Below are 16,157 nucleotides of genomic sequence, written 5' to 3' on the forward strand. Positions count from 1 at the left end.
ACAGGCCGTCTGAAACGTTTCAGACGGCCTTATTTTCTTCTCAAATATCTGAGATAAACACTTTTTCTTTCAATATATTGCCAATGGTGCTTAAGAAAGATTTCAACCTTATATTTTTCTATCGGACTTCATCTCCATTTTACGATGCGGTCTAACCGTTACACTCAACGGTAGATGATCTGATAAATGCTGCCAGTCTTTAGTGTTGTGAATTTCAGAATCGATGACATCAAGGTTGCGCGTGTAAATGCGGTCAAGGCTGAGGATGGGCAGGCGCGAGGGGAAGGTTTTGGGACGTTTGCCTGTATTATCAACAAATACTTCGTTCAAATCTAATGCCCTGCCCAGCTCACGTGCTGATTTTTGCCGCCAGTCATTGAAATCACCGGCAATAATCAAGGGGCTGTCAGGATTGATGTGGCGGTCAACATAGTCGCTGATGGCGCGGTATTGTTTGAGGCGGTCTGGCTCGCGCAAATTGAGGTGGACGCACAGACACACCAGCGGATCTTCCCAACCTTCAGGCACGACCTCGCAATGCAACAGGCCGCGCTGTTCGAGTTTGTTGACGCTGATGTTGAGGTTGTTTTCCGTTTTCAGCGGCAGGCGGCTGAGAATGGCGTTGCCGTGGTGTCGTTTGGGATAGACGGCATTTTTGCCGTAGCTGCGATGGTAATCGAGACTGTCGCCGATGATGTCGTAATGCGGCGCATCGGGGAAGTCGGTACGGCGGCTTCTATTGAGATGTTGTCCTTGGACTTCTTGTAAAAACAAAACGTCCGAACCCAATGCACCCAGCGCGTCAGCCATGCGGTTGACCTGCACTTTGCGGTTGAGCGCAGACATGCCTTTGTGCATATTGTAGGAAGTAATGGTAACTGGACGGGGAGACATGATGTGTGACGAATCGGTTTATTTGTTTCAGTATAGCACCGGAGCGTGTGGTTTTACGGCAATTTTGGTTATACTTGTTTAAAGAATAAAACGGCGTTTTGAGAGGGGGTTTCCCAATCAAAACGCCTTTTGTTTTTCAGACGGCCTCGCGTCCGAATCAGTTGTTGATTACTTCAACATTGGTTTCAAAAGTAACGGTGTGTTGGTATTTAGATGCGGTTTTGCGTTTCGGATAAGGATATTTGGAAACGCTTTTCACTGCGCGCTCGTCCATTTCAGGATTACCGCTGGATTGAATGATATTCACGCGGTCAACGTTGCCGGCAGGAGTCGTGAAGACATCCATCAAAACGGTTTTAACACTGCCGTTTTGCGCTTTCATGGCTTCCAGAGTTTCGGTATCAGCTGCTTGTGCAGTACCGAATACAGTGGCAAACAACAGGGCTGAGGCGAGGAGTTTAGTCGTTTTCATGTTTTAGTCCTTATTAGGGTTGTGGTTAGGTTAAATATTTCAGACGACCTCTGATTGATCGTTATTTGAAATTCAAAATCGGCCAACCTTTTGCTTTGGCTTCTTTTTCCAGCTCGGCATCCGGATTGACGGCGACAGGTTCGTCCACGATACGCAGCAACGGCAAATCGTTTTTGGAGTCGCTGTAAAAATAAACCTTGCCGTAGCTTTCAAAGGTCTCGCCGCGCTCGGCAAGCCATTGGTTCAATCGGGTAATTTTGCCTTCTTTCAGGCTGGGCGTACCGACATAGTTGCCGGTATATCGGCCGTCTTCGCCGGTTTCAAGCTGCGTGCCGATAACGTTGTGAATACCGAAAAGATGGCAGATTGGAGTAATGATAAATTCATTGGTCGAAGAAATAACCAACATTTCGTCGCCCGCCATTTGATGGCTTTGCACTAGCATACGCTGCATCGGGGAAATATACGGAACAATATATTCAGCCATAAACTCGCGATGAAACTCAGCCAATTCTTCCTTGCTGAAACGAGCCAAAGGCGCGAGATGGAATTTGAGGAAGGCATCGATATCAAGACAACCGTTTTGATAGTCTTGGTAGAACTTTTCATTTTGAGCCTCGGTTTCGGCCGCATCGACTATGCCTTTTTTAATCAGGTATTGCGGCCAGGAGTGATCCGAATCGGTATTGATCAAGGTATTGTCGAGGTCGAAAATGGCAAGGTTTTTCATTGGGTTTCCTGTTGTTTTAAAAGCTGGCGCAAAAGCGGCAAAGTAATGCGCTTGCCCATCATAACGGCATAGTTGTCGAGGGTATCGAGCATTTGCATCAGGCTGTCCATATCGCGCCGCCAATGGTTCAGCAGGTATTCGAAGATTTCCGGATCGATGGTTACCTGACGGGCGGCGGCCATGCTGACGAGCGCATCGATTTTTTCCCGGTCGGTCAGCGGTTTGACTTCGTAAACCAGGCAATACGCCATACGTGTGCGCAGGTCTTCGCGGATAACGAGCTGTTGCGGCGTATATTCGGAACTCAAAAGCAAAAAGCCTTTGCCGCTGTTGCGGAAGCGGTTGAAGATGGCAAACAGTAAAGCCTGTTCTTCATTATTAAGCTTTTCGATTTGGTCAATGGCAAGATATTCCACATCCAGCGCGGCTTCTGTCAGCGGCGTGGTGGCAGCGTCAATATAGAGGGCATTTCGTCCGGCATCGAGCGCCTGGGCGACCCATGCCTGCAAGAGATGGCTTTTGCCTGCGCCCTCTTCGCCCCAAACATAGATAAACTGCCCATGTTTGTGCTGCAACACATACACCAGCTCGGCATTTTCTGTTCCCAGAAATTTGTCGAAGCCGGGATAATCATGGCTGGCAAAATCGAAGATGAGCTGGTTCACAAAGGCGCACCGGTTAGGTTGAAATCGGCTTTATTTTACGTTGTTTTGCGGTTCACCATCAAGGATAAAGGCCGTCTGAAGCCTATACCTGCAACATATCTGCACTTCTAAACAGCTTACGGCATTGGTTTTATTCCGCTTTGGTTTTACAATGTCGAACTTCTCGCCGAAACATTTGTCTGTTCTTTTTCAGACGGCCTTTTTATTTGGGAACCCTAGTGATTTCTACCATTATCGATTTCATCCTCCATATCGACCAACACCTTGTCCACCTTTCCGCCCAATACGGCCCGTGGATTTACGCGATTTTGTTTGTTGTGATTTTCTGCGAAACCGGTTTGGTCGTAACGCCATTTTTGCCCGGCGACTCGCTGCTGTTTGCAGCCGGTGGCATTGCGGCCATCGGTGGCATGAACATCCACGTCATGGTATTACTGCTCTTAGCAGCCGCCATTTTAGGCGATGCGGCCAATTTTATGATCGGCAAGTATTTTGGACAAAAACTGTTTGCCAATCCGGATTCCAAAATTTTCCGCCGCTCGTATTTGGAAAAAACCCATGCGTTCTATGAAAAACACGGCGGCAAAACCATCATCATTGCGCGCTTTGTACCGATTGTGCGGACGTTTGCACCATTTGTCGCCGGTATGGGCGATATGCACTACGGGACGTTTATCCGTTACAACATTATCGGTGCGGTGTTGTGGGTATTGTTGTTTTCCTATGCAGGCTACTTCTTCGCCAATATCCCCGTCGTCAAAAACAATCTGGGCTTAGTCATGGCGGCAATCATCATGATTTCGATTTTACCTGCGGTAGTCGAAATTATCCGTGCCAAACTTAACGCCAAAAAATAACAATCAATCGAAAAGTTTGAAAGTTTAAACACATCAAGGAATTGTCATGCCGTTGCTGTCTATTGAATTTGCGGTATTCTTTATCGTATTTTTACCCTTGTACTGGGCATTTGCACGTTTGCCGCAAGTTCAAAACGTTTTACTTTTGGTTGCCGGGCTGGGCTGGCTTTACCGTATCGACCCCATTTTTGCCGCGCTGATTTTGGTTTACTCGTCTGTGGTTTACCTGATCAGCGTGCTGATGTTTTCTGAAAACGAGAATATCCGCAAATTTTGGCTGGGCTGCGGTATTTCGGCGGCATTGACTGTTTTGTGTTTCTTCAAATATTTCGACTTTTTCCGCCCGATTATTCAGCAATATACGGGGCAAAGCGCCGTCATCGACATTATTTTGCCTTTGGGCTTGTCTTATTACACTTTCCAATCGCTGGCTTACTTGGTGTATTGCTACCGCGAGCCTAAGGGAGAGCGTTTTGAATGGCACGAACTCCTACTGCATCTGAGCTTCTTCCCCACCATCACATCCGGCCCGATTATCCGTGCGGCCGCTTTTAAAAGCATAGACGGCGAACAGGCGGGGGCATTGGCGCAAATCCGCACCAAACAGGCACGCCAACTGATTTATCCGGCGTTGGCGGTCGGCCTGATTGTGTTGGGCATTGCTAAAAAATGGTGGCTTGCCGGCGTATTGGCGGAAGGCTGGGTATCGCCTGTTTTTGAAAACCCGGCCCAGTTCGACGGCTGGGGCGTGTTGTCTGCGATTTATGGCTACACCTTCCAACTCTTTTTCGACTTTTCCGGCTACTCGGATTTGGTCATCGGCTTGGCCATGCTGCTCGGCTTCCAGCTGCCGAAAAACTTTGCCGCGCCGCTTCGCGCCATTAACATCCGCGACTTCTGGGACAGATGGCACATCAGCCTGTCCACTTGGATTCGCGACTATATCTATATCCCTTTGGGCGGCAGCAGAAAAGGCTTCGGACGCACCCAGCTCAATCTGATGATTGCCATGTTGCTTTCCGGCATTTGGCATGGCTACGGCTGGAGCTTTTTGATTTGGGGCGCGCTGCACGGTGCGGCCTTGGTATTGCTTAACTGCGGCGACAAAATCGTCGGCCGCAATGCCTTAGGCCGTCTGAAAATCGGCAAACCGCTCGCCTGGCTGTTTACCTTCCATTTCGTTTGTTTCGCTTTTGTCGTGTTCAACAGCACAACGCTTGCTGATACGGAAATGCTGTTCAGCGCCTTATTTGCCAATGACAAAGGTTGGAACGCGCCTCTGCCGACCGACCTCATGTTGCTGGGTGCCTTTGCACTGATGCTTTTGCTGTACCCGTATTTGCTTCGCTTATTTGAAGCATCGGTAAAGAGCTTGGACAAACTGCCTGCATGGCTGTGGTTTATCCCCATCACACTTATCCTCGCCCTGATTATCGTCTTCGCCCCGTCCGGCATTCCCGGCTTTATTTACGCCAACTTCTAAGGAGCAGAACATGAAACGCTTTATCTCCCTGTTTGTTTCGATTCTGCTCAGTGCAGTTGCACTGGCGTGGTTTGCCCAAAACTCCATCAATGCCTATTGGCAGCAGACCTATCATGAAAACAGTCCGCTTGAGCCTTTATCCGAATACGCTTGGTGGCGTATCGGTGCGGATTGGCAACAAAAAGCCTACGAATTTTCAGACGGCCTGAAAGCTTCGCTGGAAGCAGAAGACGCTTTGGTTTCGGAAGACTCTGGCATTGAAACAACAAGGCCGTCTGAAAATACGGAAAACATTGAAACATCGGACAATCAAAAAGGCTCTGCTGCTTCCGATGCGGCTAACAATACGGATACCGCCGCCAGCGAGCCAGGCAATCAAGCTGAACAGTCGGCAACGCAGGTCGTGTTGAAAAAAGGCAACAAAGTCTTCTTTGCCGGCGACTCGCTGATGCAGGGCGTTGCACCTTTCGTACAAAAACACCTTAAGCAAGAATATGGCGTACAATCGGTCAACCTCAGCAAACAAAGCACCGGTTTGTCCTACCCCAATTTCTTCGACTGGCCGAAAACCATCGAACAAACTTTGCAAAAAGAACCCGACATCCGCGTTTTGGTTGTATTCTTAGGCCCTAACGACCCATGGGATTTCCCGATGGGTAAAAAATACCTGAAGTTCGCCACCCCCGAATGGGAAGCGGAATACCTCAACCGCGTCCGCCGTATTCTTGATGCAGCCTCCGCACATGATGTCCAAGTCATTTGGCTGGGCATTCCTTACATGAAAAAAGCCAAGCTCAACGAACAGATGCGCTACCTCGACAAAATCCTGTCGGGTACGGTGTCACCTCAAGCCATCTGGCTGCCGACCGACAAACTGTTGAGCAACGGCGCAGAAGAATATGCCGACTCTGTCAAAGTAGATGGAAAAATCATCCGTTACCGCAGCAAGGACGGCATCCACTTTTCCGCAGAAGGCCAAAAACTATTGGCCGAAAAAATTATGGAAAAAATTAATTTTACACACGATACACAACCATGAAATTGAATAAAACCTTACTCCTCACGCTTCTTGCACTCCCTATGACCGCCTGCGCTGCCGATGACGGCCTATTAAGCAACTACGGCTCCAACCGCCCTGCCTGGCTGAACAAACTGCAACAGCTCAACAATACTTCAGACGGCAAATTCCGCATTATCCAAGTCGGCGACTCACACACCGCCGGCGACTATTTCACCGACCGCCTGCGCCGCCGTTTGCAACAAAAATGGGGCAACGGCGGCATCGGTTGGGTTTACCCCAACACCGTCAAAGGCCAGCGCATGGCAACCGTCCGTTACAGCGGCAGCGGTTGGAACACCATCAGCAGCCGCAAATCACACAGCGATTTTTCTTTCGGCGGCATTGAAGCACGCGCCGACGGCGGCAGCGTTACCTTAAGCGCAGCCGACGGCAGCATGGACATGCAACAAATCTCCATCTTCGGTAAACCGGTTTGGTCCGAGCAAACCCTGACCGTCAACGGCCGCGAAATCCCGGCCAAACAAAACGGCTGGCAACTGTTGCATACCAACGCCTCCCTACCGATGACCCTCAGCAGCAGCATGCCTTGGCAAATCGGTTTCATTAATATCGAACGCCCCGGACGCGGCGTAACCGTTTCCGCCATGGGCATCAACGGCGCGCAATTGTCCCAATGGTCAAAATGGCGGCCGGGCATGTGGGAAGATTTGGCACAAACCAAAGCCGATTTAATCATTCTTGCCTACGGTACCAACGAAGCCTTTTCCGGCAATCTCGATATTTCCTCTACCGAGCGGACATGGCGCAACTATATCCGTCAAATCAAAAACACCCTGCCCAACGCGGGTATCCTGATCCTCGGCGCTCCGGAATCTTTGAAAACCGCCTACGGTAGCTGCGGCAACCGTCCGGTCTTACTCAGCGAAGTACAACAAATGCAGCAACGCGTTGCCCGTGATGAAAAAATCATGTTCTGGTCTTGGCAGGATGCAATGGGCGGGGCATGCAGCATGAAAAACTGGATGGCGCAAGGCTTGGCAGCCAAAGACGGCGTTCACTTTTCTGCACAAGGCTATGAAACTGCAGCCGATAAACTTGCCGATAGCCTGATCCGCTTTGCCCAATAAATTGGCAAAGCCTAAGTACTTTTCATTAACAGCACACAAAAGGCCGTCTGAAATTCATATTTCAGACGGCCTTTTGTTTATCGCTTATTCAGCAAACTGCTTATTTTTAAGCCAACATATTGCTGCTCATTCGTTGCGTTTGGTTTTCCGTAAAACGAACCAAACTTGCCTGCTTGTCAAAGCCTAATGGCTTGGCAACAAGGCGGTTGGGCAATTTGTTTAAATGGTGGTTGTAGCTTCCGGCTCTGCGGTTGTAAGTGCGGCGTGCCGATGCGACTTCTGCTTCTGCGGCATCCAGCATTTCCATCAAACCGGCCAATTTCTCATCAGGATGTTGTTTCAAAAGGCTGTTGACGGCGGTTTGTAATTTTTTCAGCGCATGATTCAATGCTGTTTCGGCTTCGCACAGATGTTTGATTTTGGATTCGGAAAATGTTTTGGCAGTTTGCGCCAAAGCGGTTTCGACTTCGGCACACATCTGCTGAACGTTTTGATCCGATGCAATGCCCTGCTCTTGCAGGTGTTTGCTGTATGCATCCAATACATGACGGACGGCCTGATGTCGGCAGTCGAGCGCAATGCGCAAAGAGACAAAGGATTCGCGACAGTCTTTTTTGCGGTCTTTCAACTGTTGTTTGAAATACAATAAGACAGCGGCGATTGATACGAAGATAAGTGCAAGACTGATAATGTCCATAGTGAATTCCCTAATTATGATGCCACTCATATCGGTGGCTGATTTTATTAACATCGATTATAATCCAATTTCAATATTTTTTCCCAATTTTCATAAAAAAGGCCGTCTGAAATTCAGACGGCCTGAAGTTTATATTTTTATTTCAATGCCTTGACTTGATGTCGATAACCCACACTTCTGATTGCGAACCCAAACGCAGGGGAATGCCCCAGAAGCCGTAGCCCGAAGTAGTGAAGAAATGGCCGTTGCCGATTGCCTCATAGCCGTAAGTAAGACGATAAAGCGTACGGACGATAAGGTTGGCAGGTGCGACTTGGCCGTTGTGGACATGGCCGGAAACCTGCACATCAATCGGCAGCCGGGCATGGGTTTCGATTGAAGTAGGACGGTGGTCCATCAATAAAACCGGTAATTGGGTATTTTGACCTTCTAAAAGCTGTTCCGCACTGGGGCGTTTGTGATCCAAATCATCGCTCCGCCCCACCAGCAACACACCATTCACTTCCAAAACCTGATTGGCCAAAACCGTCAAACCTGCCGCTTCCAATTCATGTTTGATGCGTTTCTGATCACGGAACCAATCATGATTGCCCAAAGTGGCATAAACGCCCATCGGCGCAGTCAGTTTCTGCAAATGCGGTTTCATGTTTTCTTTCAGGTACGCATCGACGGTATCGTCCATCAAATCGCCCGGCAGCAACACCATGTCGACTTGTTCCTGCTTCATAATGTCCGTCAGCTTGTCCAATTGACGCGTGCCGAACAAAATCCCCAAGTGCAAATCGCTGGCCACGCCGATACGCAGCGGCTTATCCATCTTCTTATTGATGAATACAGTCTGATGGCGGACCACGGGCGTATAGGCGTTATACATCCCCAAACCGAGCAAACCGATCACAAACAAAGGCGCAAACAGCCTCAGGCTTCGAGAAAGCGGTTGGCGCGCCATAAAACGGCGCAGCAAAAGATACAGGATAAATGTCGCCAACGCGGCATACATCACAAACAGCAAGATCACCATCCAAAACGCCACCACGCGGAACATCATATGTCCCAATTCCAGCAGCAAACCGACCAACAAGCCGTTTGTAATGAAATAGGAAATACCCATCAGCCAACGTCTGCCGATTTTGCCAATCCAAGGCGCAAACAGCCATTGCAGTGAACGCCCAAGCCCGAATGTAAACACTTGCAACAGAATGACGCTCACAAAAAACATCTTGCCAAACATGCCTTTCTGCCCTAAAAAAATCAAAAGGCAGATTTTAGGCCGTCTGAAACTTTCAGTGTATAATCCCCCGCGTAAAAACCCATAATATTTTGAAAGGAATCATCATGAGCCACCCTCAATCAGCTATTATTCCTGATCACGCACAAGCCGGTATTTTTATCGAAGCAGATATTTCAGACGGCCGCAACGAAGACATCAAATCTGCCTGCCGCCTTTCTTTGGAATCCTTGGCCAAACTGAAAACCCGTTTTCCAAATGATATTTTAGGTTTGACCATTGCCTTCGGCAGCCGCGCATGGCAATCGTTCGGCCATACTGACGAAGGCGGCGAAATCAAACCTTTCCCTGAATTGGGCAACGGCCTCGCCCCTTCCACCCAACACGACCTCTATATCCACATTCAAGCCACCGAGCAAAAAGCCGCTTATGCCTTAGCTCAATCTGTTTTAGGCGCATTCGGCGACAGCATCCGCGTATCCACTGAAGAACACGGCCTGCGCCTGTATGAAGACCGCGGCTTGGACGGTTTTGTCGATGGTACGGAAAATCCGCAGGGCGATGACAATGTGCGCAATGTCGCCATCATTCCAGAAGGCAAACCGGATGCCGGCGGCAGCTATGTTTTGCTGCAAAAATACCTGCATGATTTGAAAAAATGGGATGCCGTTCCTACTGCCGAACAAGAAGCCAGCGTTGGCCGCAGCAAAGAAGCCAATGACGAATTCAGCAAAGACGTGCGCCTGCCCGACTCCCATCTTGGCCGTGTCAACGTCAAAGAAAACGGCGTTGGTTTGAAAATCGTCCGCCGCAGCCTGCCCTTCGGCAAAATCAGCGGCGAACATGGTTTGATGTTCACTTCCTATTGCAACACGCTGCACAATATTGAAGTTCAGCTGCTCAATATGTTCGGCGATGCAGACGGCAAAACCGACTTACTGCTGAAATATTTGTCTAAAGCCGTATCAGGCGCCTACTACTACGCACCTTCTGTCGAGCGTTTGCAAAATCTTTAACGGCTCACAGGCCGTCTGAAAAAACCTGCCTTTTCAAAGGCAGGTTTTTGTTATTCAAATCCCATTAATATTTTTATGGTATCATCATAGAAATTGATTCCATTATTGCTTCATAAAAACCCTGATTGCAGACAAGGATAAAAACCGATACGCCCCAAACGGCTATTTTCGATAAAATAAACCCAATCATTATCCCTATAAAATTACGACACCATGTATAAATCCCGCCTCCTTCCCCTGCCCGTATTGATTCTTTCCGCTCTGAACGCCTATGCGGCCAATACGCCAAATCCGCCTGATCAAATCGATAAAAACGTATCCAACCAATTCGACAAAGACTTCCGCGACAATCTCGACCAGATTCATTCGGTTGAAATCCAAAAACGCGAGCAGTCAGCATGGGATTTACAGAAAAAACAAGATAACGACGCAGTTACACAAGAAGGGCCGTCTGAAAACAATACCGAATGCTTGGATTACACCGGTATCGAACTTTCCGGTATTACCCTCATCGATTCCAAAAAGATTGAAGCCAAGCTCCCCAAATGCATCAATCAAAACAGCATCAACCAACTGAACCGGGACATCGTTGCTGAGTATATCGCTCAAGGCTATCCGCACACGCAAATCAAATTTGAAACCACACCCGAGCGTGTTTTGAAATTGGCCGTCATCGAAGGCAAAATCCGTGAGATTACCGGCGGCTCCCGTACAGTCAACGTCGATACCCTCTTCCCCAATCATCAAGGCAAACCGCTGAACATCCAATACCTTGACCAAGGTATCGAACAGGCAAACCATGTTGTCGGCAACAACGTCAGCATCGATGTTTATCCGCATGATGACGGCACCGCCTCCATCCAACTCAACAACAATGCCGAAAAACATTGGGGCGGCAGCATTACCATCGACAATAAAGGCAGCAAACCCAATACCACAACACTGCGCGGCAGCCTGAATATCGGCAGCCCGTTGGGATTGAGCGACTCCCTTTATCTAAACGGCTACACCAATCTAAATAACCACGACAGCCATTACAGTCGCGGCGGCAGCCTGTTCTACCAAGTTCCTTATGGCGCATGGACATTCAGCACTTACGCCGCCGCGTCGCAATCGCAAAGCATCCTAACGCCTAGCGTAACGCGCTACGCCTACCGCTCCCAATCCAAAGCGGCAGGAATCAAAGCAGACCGCGTATTCTCACGCAGTCAAAAACACATTGCCTCCGCCTATGTCGGCATCGATTATGTGAAACAGACTGCAAGATTTGCCGACAGCAAACTGGAATTGCAAAGCCCGGAAATTTATTCGGCACAAGTCGGCCTGTCGCACACGGCCATCCTGCCAAACGGCATTTGGCTCAACAATATCGGCGTGGAACAAGGGTTTGCGAAAAATACCGAACACACGCCGTTTGACAAGCGCTATACCTCTGTATCCTTGCAAAGCAATTTGATTCAAAACCGTCCATTGGGCAAATGGATCGTGCGCAACCATCACCAAATCGATGCCCAATATAGCCCGCATGATTTGTTTGCCGCCAAAGAAATGGACATCGTCGGTTATCAAAATGTACGCGGTTTCCGTTCGACTTCTTTGAGCGCAAGCAGCGCAGTCCTGTTGAGCAATACCGTTTATTTCCGCCGCAATACGCCTCACGGCATCTATATCGAACCTTATCTGGGCGCAGACATCGGCGTTGCCAAAAATCATCACGAAGGTTCGCAACGCGCCATGGGCTTAGTGGCAGGTTTAAATTTGGGCAAGGCGGACAAATGGCAGCTTTCTGCCGACTACGGCAAAGGTTTTGCGCGCATGCCCAACCAATCAAACAGCGAAAAACAGGATCATGTGACCGTTTCTTTACGCATTCCATTTTAAAATTATGTAAATATATATCCTTTTATCCAATATATAAACCGCTCATCTTAACGTTATTAATTTTCTATTAATATCAACAAGATGAGCGGCTTTTATTTGCATTTGAAATAGTGCACGCAAGGTCATACTGGTGGTATGATTGTAAAAATTTCCATACCAATGTTAATACATTCAAAAGTTTTCTCAACAGAAATCCGATACCCGATATGGGATTTCTGATTCACTCTCCATCACGATAAATAAGGATTAAAATCCATGAAAATCGACACTTTATATCAGCCTAAGCTCTCAGCTTCCGGCAAAGTGACTGTCGCCGTGTGCTTTGCATTCCTGGGAAATGCAGCGGTAGCCGCCAATATCGAAGCCATCGGCCAAACTTCGGTACAGCAGCAAAACAATGTCGACATCGTCAACATTGCCGCACCGACGGCCCAAGGTCTTTCTCACAACCAATACAACAAGTACAACGTTTCCCAACACGGCGCCGTTTTGAATAACGCCCTGTCCGCCGGTAAATCCCAACTGGCCGGAAACCTGTCTGCCAATAAAAACTTCCAAGGTCAGGCCGCATCTGTGATCTTGAACGAAGTGGTCAGCAAAAACCCTTCCCTGATTTTGGGTCAGCAAGAGATCTTCGGTATTGCCGCAGACTATGTTTTGGCAAACCCTAACGGCATTACCCACAACGGCGGCAGCATCCTGAATGCCAACCGCGCATCCTTGGTTGTCGGTACGCCAACCGTTTCAGACGGCGCGTTGAAATCTTTCCATATCAGCGACAATGGCAAACAGCTACAAGTAAACGGCAATTTGAGCGGCAACCGCGTGGTTGACCTGCTCGCGCCGCAAGTTGTGGTCGGCAAATCAGCCAACGTCAATGCCGCCGACGCCATCAACGTTTCTTCAGGCAAAAGCAACTTCGACTACAAAACCGCACAAATCGAAGCCTTGGACGCAGCTTCAAATGCGCCGGTTCTTGACGGCCATATCTTCGGCAGTATGCGCGCCGGTACCATCCGCATCCACGCGACCGACAAACGCGCCAAACAAAACATTCAAAATGCCGCCATTACCGGTACCCGCTACCTGAATATCGACAGCAAAGGCAACCTGAGCATCCAGTCCGCCAACCTGACCGGCGCACAAATGGAATTGTTTGCCCGCGATACCGACATCAAAGGCACGGTTACCAGCCATTCCGCCAACAAATCTTCCAGCGGCAAAGAAGCGCAAAATGTTCAGCACTTCCGTTCAGACCGCAACAAAACGGAAACCTTTACCGCCAGCAATATCAATGCATCCGAGTCATTGACTTTGAACAACAGCGGCAGCCTCAACCTGAGCGCAGCCAACATCAATGCCGGCGCGCTAACCGCCTCTGCCACAGGCAACATCAATTCTAACGCGGTAAAAACCACCAACCGTACAGAATCCGACCATACTCAAAGCAAAGGCCTTTGGTACAACAACAACCTGAGCTCCTCTACTGACGAAAGCCTGCATCAAACCAAAATCAATGCCGGCTCTGTCAATATTGCAACCACCGGCAAAGTCCAATTGGACGCAACCGAACTGAACTCGGCTGCCGATGCACGCATTGCCGCCCAACAAGGCATCGTATTGAGCAGCAACAGCGAAACCGACAGCAGCTCGACTTATGTCAGCTTCAAAAACGAAACTGCTGCCCTGAAAACCGGTATCGCTACCAAATCTTCCAAAAACTCTACCGCCCATCAAACCAAAATCTCCGCAGCCGGTGATATCGGTTTGATTTCCGAAGGCGATTTGAGCACTTACGGCGCAAGCATCGCGGCAAACGGCAATGTTGTTACCGATGTCAACAACATCAACTTGGGTACGCAAACTACCATCAACACCAGCAGCCTCGATGACCAGAAAAAATACTGGGGCGGCCTGTTCGGCGGTGAAAGCCAAGTTCAAAACAACCGTACCGAAAACCTGCACGGCAGCAGCATTACTGCCAACTCAAACGTAGTTTTGGGTGCAAAAAACGGCGTCAACGTTTACGGCAGTACCGTTGAAGGCCAAGCCGGTACATTCGTCAGCTCCAAAGTAGGCAATGTCGATATTAAAAACGCCACCAGCACCGACACTTCCGCACAAAGCGCGCGTAAAGGTACGATTTTCAATATCACGACCTCTAAAACCAGCAGCAACAGCAGCATTGAAAAAGTAACCGGTTCCACCCTGGTTTCCAATGCCGACCTGACCGTTGTTTCCAACAAAGACATCAATGTGATCGGCTCTGCATTGTTTGCGGCACAAAAACTGCAACTGGCTTCCGCAGGCGATTTGACCATCGATGCTGCCAAAGCGGTAGAAAACAAACAGGTCAACGAGTATTCCATCAAAGGCTACTCCGGTACTGAAACCAATAAAGAAAACGGCAGCGTGACTGCCAAAGCCGGTATCAAATTCACCGATACCCACACCGACACTCATTCTGTCGGCCTGAGCGGCAGCATTTTGACCGGTAAAAACACCCAGTTGTCTTCCAACTCAAACGTTACCGTCAGCGGTAGCCAAGTCAACGGCGAAGAATCCGTCAACATTTCCGCAGCCAATGACGTCAATGTTGTTGCCTCCAAAGGCAGCAGCACAGTGACCGAATCCGGCCGCGTAACCGATTTGGGCGTATCTGCCACCGCATACGGAAAAAATAACGCCGCAGGCGTCGGCGTATCTGTCGGCATTACCAGCACCAAAACGGATGCAACGACCGTAACGGACACATCCCATGTATCCAACATCAACACCGGCGGCAACACCACCATCACTGCCAACGGCAATATTAATCAAGAAGGTACCGTGATTAATGCGACCGGCAATGTGATTGAGTCTGCCAAAAACGTTACCCATGCAGCGGCACACAGCGGTGCGAAATCCGATGTGAAACAAAACGGCGGCGGTTTGGTCGTTTCTGCCGGCATCAGCACCAACAAAGGCATCGGCGGTGAAATCACTGCGCAAGGTCAAGGCAACTCTTCGACCCACAATGAATCCACTGCAACTGTCACCACCATCAACGCAGGCAATGCCATCGTTTTGGCAAATGACAAAGTGTCTGATGAAGGTACAAAATACGATGTAACCGGTGCGATCAACATTGACGCAGGTTCATACCACAACACTGCCGCCCACAACACCAGCAACAGCAGCAGCAAACAAGGCGGCGCGTCTTTGACTGTCGGCGCGTACACCAAAGACGGTTCAAACGTTGATGTGAATGCCAACCTGAACGTCAACTACGCTGATGAAAACAAAAAAGAATCTACCGCCGTCAAAGGCGATATGAATGCGGCCAATGTTGTCATCAACGCCAAAGACTCTGCTGAAATCGCATCCAACATTACTGCCAACAACAACGTCAACATTACCGCAGGCAACGGCGTAACCTTCACCGAGTCAGCCAATACTACCTCCAACCAAGGTACAGCCGTTAATGTCGGTATCGGCGGCGGTGCGACAATCAATGTTGAAACCGGTGTGGCCGTTCCTCACGTCAACGGCTCTGTCGGCGTCAACAAAACCGATAACGCTTCTTCTACCGCCACAGGCGCAAATGTAGCAGCCGGTAACGATATTAAAATCAATGCCAACAACGGTGACGTCAACCTGCACGGTACCAACTTGGTATCCAACAACTCCGTTGAAGTAGAAGGCAACAAAGTCAATACTTCCGGCGCGATCAGCAGCGTTAACGAAAAAAATCTGACCGTCAATGTCAACGGCAGCTACGCTTCAGGCAAACCAAACGGCGGCATCAACGCCAAAGGTAAAAACGACGCCAACGTAACCAATACGGCAAACGTCATCCAAAGCGACAATGTCGTTATTACTACCGGCTCTCCAACCGGTTTGAGCGTCAACAATACGGCCATCAACGGTAATAATGTTGTGCACTACTATGACAACACTAAAGCTTCTGCGGCGAACCGTTATACCTATCGTCCTCGCCAACCAAGCTACGCCAAACGCCGTTTGCGTTACTAAGATGCGCTATTGAAGTCATTGAATAGCCATTAAGACATGCCGTCTGAAAACAGAAAGTTTTCAGACGGCATT

The 16,157-nt window shown here is 49.1% G+C and carries 13 protein-coding genes; 7 read left to right on the plus strand and 6 right to left on the minus strand.

Going from position 1 to position 16,157, the window contains the following annotated elements; translation table 11 throughout:
• Positions 1 to 108: 108 nt before the first annotated feature.
• The 4 genes from HMPREF2596_RS07760 to hda all read right to left on the minus strand — a co-directional run bounded on the left by HMPREF2596_RS07760 (position 109) and on the right by hda (position 2,761).
• Positions 109 to 894, minus strand: a complete 786-nt coding sequence (locus HMPREF2596_RS07760) for an endonuclease/exonuclease/phosphatase family protein (protein ID WP_070850622.1) — start codon at positions 892 to 894, stop codon at positions 109 to 111.
• Between the two features lie 157 nt (positions 895 to 1,051).
• Entirely contained in the window at positions 1,052 to 1,366 is a 315-nt protein-coding gene (locus HMPREF2596_RS07765; RefSeq protein ID WP_070813902.1) for a TonB family protein, read from the minus strand.
• A 61-nt stretch (positions 1,367 to 1,427) separates the two neighbouring features.
• On the minus strand, positions 1,428 to 2,096 hold the full coding sequence (locus HMPREF2596_RS07770) for a histidinol-phosphatase (RefSeq protein WP_003747163.1): 669 nt from the start codon (positions 2,094 to 2,096) through the stop codon (positions 1,428 to 1,430).
• The gene (hda, locus tag HMPREF2596_RS07775; RefSeq protein WP_070850623.1) at positions 2,093 to 2,761 is read right to left on the minus strand and encodes a DnaA regulatory inactivator Hda; all 669 of its coding nucleotides are present in this window, start codon (positions 2,759 to 2,761) and stop codon (positions 2,093 to 2,095) included. Before hda ends, HMPREF2596_RS07770 begins: the two co-directional genes overlap by 4 nt.
• Before the next feature lie 218 nt (positions 2,762 to 2,979).
• Here hda and HMPREF2596_RS07780 point away from each other — a divergent pair, with 218 nt between their 5' ends.
• Genes HMPREF2596_RS07780 through HMPREF2596_RS07795 form a run of 4 tightly spaced genes read left to right on the plus strand, consistent with a single transcriptional unit; the run spans position 2,980 to position 7,249 of the window.
• Complete coding sequence (locus HMPREF2596_RS07780; protein ID WP_070850624.1) at positions 2,980 to 3,618, plus strand: DedA family protein; 639 nt, start codon at positions 2,980 to 2,982, stop codon at positions 3,616 to 3,618.
• 46 nt (positions 3,619 to 3,664) lie between these two features.
• Positions 3,665 to 5,101: an MBOAT family O-acyltransferase gene (locus tag HMPREF2596_RS07785; RefSeq protein WP_070850625.1), complete on the plus strand. Its 1,437-nt coding sequence runs from the start codon at positions 3,665 to 3,667 to the stop codon at positions 5,099 to 5,101.
• Positions 5,102 to 5,111: 10 nt separating this feature from the next.
• Entirely contained in the window at positions 5,112 to 6,140 is a 1,029-nt protein-coding gene (gene patB, locus HMPREF2596_RS07790) for a peptidoglycan O-acetyltransferase PatB (RefSeq protein ID WP_070850626.1), read from the plus strand.
• A 41-nt stretch (positions 6,141 to 6,181) separates the two neighbouring features.
• A complete protein-coding gene (locus tag HMPREF2596_RS07795; RefSeq protein ID WP_283140418.1) occupies positions 6,182 to 7,249 on the plus strand; it encodes an SGNH/GDSL hydrolase family protein in 1,068 nt (355 codons plus the stop codon).
• A gap of 106 nt (positions 7,250 to 7,355) precedes the next feature.
• Here HMPREF2596_RS07795 and HMPREF2596_RS07800 read toward each other — a convergent pair whose 3' ends face one another.
• Positions 7,356 to 7,946 carry a LemA family protein gene (locus HMPREF2596_RS07800; protein WP_070850628.1) on the minus strand — a complete coding sequence of 197 codons (591 nt, stop codon included), beginning with the start codon at positions 7,944 to 7,946 and terminating at the stop codon, positions 7,356 to 7,358.
• Between the two features lie 142 nt (positions 7,947 to 8,088).
• Complete coding sequence (locus HMPREF2596_RS07805; protein ID WP_070850629.1) at positions 8,089 to 9,177, minus strand: metallophosphoesterase; 1,089 nt, start codon at positions 9,175 to 9,177, stop codon at positions 8,089 to 8,091.
• A 104-nt stretch (positions 9,178 to 9,281) separates the two neighbouring features.
• On the opposite strand from HMPREF2596_RS07805, the gene HMPREF2596_RS07810 reads away from it, so the two are divergent.
• From HMPREF2596_RS07810 to HMPREF2596_RS07820, 3 genes are all read left to right on the plus strand, one after another.
• Positions 9,282 to 10,190: a Dyp-type peroxidase gene (locus tag HMPREF2596_RS07810; RefSeq protein WP_070850630.1), complete on the plus strand. Its 909-nt coding sequence runs from the start codon at positions 9,282 to 9,284 to the stop codon at positions 10,188 to 10,190.
• A 213-nt stretch (positions 10,191 to 10,403) separates the two neighbouring features.
• Positions 10,404 to 12,071 carry a ShlB/FhaC/HecB family hemolysin secretion/activation protein gene (locus tag HMPREF2596_RS07815; protein ID WP_070850631.1) on the plus strand — a complete coding sequence of 556 codons (1,668 nt, stop codon included), beginning with the start codon at positions 10,404 to 10,406 and terminating at the stop codon, positions 12,069 to 12,071.
• Between the two features lie 255 nt (positions 12,072 to 12,326).
• Positions 12,327 to 16,085: a hemagglutinin repeat-containing protein gene (locus tag HMPREF2596_RS07820; protein WP_070850632.1), complete on the plus strand. Its 3,759-nt coding sequence runs from the start codon at positions 12,327 to 12,329 to the stop codon at positions 16,083 to 16,085.
• Positions 16,086 to 16,157 lie beyond the last annotated feature (72 nt).

The sequence above is a fragment of the Neisseria sp. HMSC078C12 genome, from assembly GCF_001838065.1.
GTDB lineage: Bacteria > Pseudomonadota > Gammaproteobacteria > Burkholderiales > Neisseriaceae > Neisseria.

Excerpts from the sequence above, each read along its gene's own strand:
- HMPREF2596_RS07810 (WP_070850630.1), top strand. The coding sequence starts at position 9,282 with ATGAGCCACCCTCAATCAGCTATTATTCCTGATCACGCACAAGCCGGT.
- HMPREF2596_RS07765 (WP_070813902.1), bottom strand. The coding sequence starts at position 1,366 with ATGAAAACGACTAAACTCCTCGCCTCAGCCCTGTTGTTTGCCACTGTA.
- HMPREF2596_RS07770 (WP_003747163.1), bottom strand. The coding sequence starts at position 2,096 with ATGAAAAACCTTGCCATTTTCGACCTCGACAATACCTTGATCAATACC.
- patB (WP_070850626.1), top strand. The coding sequence starts at position 5,112 with ATGAAACGCTTTATCTCCCTGTTTGTTTCGATTCTGCTCAGTGCAGTT.
- HMPREF2596_RS07760 (WP_070850622.1), bottom strand. The coding sequence starts at position 894 with ATGTCTCCCCGTCCAGTTACCATTACTTCCTACAATATGCACAAAGGC.
- HMPREF2596_RS07785 (WP_070850625.1), top strand. The coding sequence starts at position 3,665 with ATGCCGTTGCTGTCTATTGAATTTGCGGTATTCTTTATCGTATTTTTA.
- HMPREF2596_RS07800 (WP_070850628.1), bottom strand. The coding sequence starts at position 7,946 with ATGGACATTATCAGTCTTGCACTTATCTTCGTATCAATCGCCGCTGTC.
- HMPREF2596_RS07815 (WP_070850631.1), top strand. The coding sequence starts at position 10,404 with ATGTATAAATCCCGCCTCCTTCCCCTGCCCGTATTGATTCTTTCCGCT.
- HMPREF2596_RS07795 (WP_283140418.1), top strand. The coding sequence starts at position 6,182 with ATGACCGCCTGCGCTGCCGATGACGGCCTATTAAGCAACTACGGCTCC.
- HMPREF2596_RS07820 (WP_070850632.1), top strand. The coding sequence starts at position 12,327 with ATGAAAATCGACACTTTATATCAGCCTAAGCTCTCAGCTTCCGGCAAA.
- HMPREF2596_RS07805 (WP_070850629.1), bottom strand. The coding sequence starts at position 9,177 with ATGTTTGGCAAGATGTTTTTTGTGAGCGTCATTCTGTTGCAAGTGTTT.